The 865-nt window shown below is 60.5% G+C and carries 1 pseudogene; it reads left to right on the forward strand.

Features of this window, described 5'->3' with window-relative positions:
• The first annotated feature begins 84 nt into the window (after positions 1 to 84).
• Positions 85 to 848, forward strand: a pseudogene (locus M4J40_RS17080) (IS5 family transposase).
• Positions 849 to 865 lie beyond the last annotated feature (17 nt).

The raw sequence follows: 865 nt of genomic DNA on the forward strand, positions 1-865 counted from the left end.
CTAGGTCCAATCGACATTCAGGATTCACGACGCGGGTGATGTGTGATTCATGGATCTCCAGACTGTTCGATCTGGAGACCCAGCATGGCCAAGCGCTACGAACTGACGGCATCGCAATGGCGTCGCATCTGCGACCTGCTTCCCGGCAAACCCGGTGATCCTGGGCGTTGCGGCCAGGATAACCTTTTGTTCGTCAATGCTGTTTTGTGGGTCCTGCGCTCGGGAGCGCACTGGCACGATTTGCCCGAGCGCTACGGTAAGTACAAGACCGTCCATAAGCGGTTCACCCGCTGGGCCAGGGCTGGCGTCTGGGAGAGGGTGTTTGACCACCTGATCAGGGAACCCGACAACGACTATGTTGCCCTCGATTCCACGCTGGTCCGGGCACACCAGCAGGCGGCCACCGGCAAGGGCGGTGGTCAAAAAGGGGGGATCAGGCTCTGGGGCGTTCCCGAGGCGGACTGACCACCAAGATTCACTTGGCGACCGACGGCAGGGGCCGTCCCCTGCGCATCATCCTGACACCGGGCCAGCGGGGCGATGTCACCCAGGCGCCCGCCTTGCTCGAAGGGCTCAAAGCCCGTCGGGTGCTGGCGGACAAGGCTTATGATTCCAATCAGTTGAGACGGATCATCGCCGAGGCTGGGGCCGAAGCCGTCATTCCCTGCAACCCGACGCGGAAACACCCCATCGCCTACGACTTCGACGCCTACAAGGTGCGCAACTGCATCGAACGTTGTTTCAACAAGCTCAAGCACTTCCGCCACATCGCAACCCGATACGACAGACGTGTCAGCAACTTCTTGAGCTTCATCCATCTCGCCGCAGCCATGCTATGGATGCGCTGAATGTCGATTCAGCCTAG

Origin of the sequence: Pleomorphomonas sp. JP5, from assembly GCF_023721815.1 — a bacterium.
Classification (GTDB): Bacteria; Pseudomonadota; Alphaproteobacteria; order Rhizobiales; family Pleomorphomonadaceae; genus Pleomorphomonas.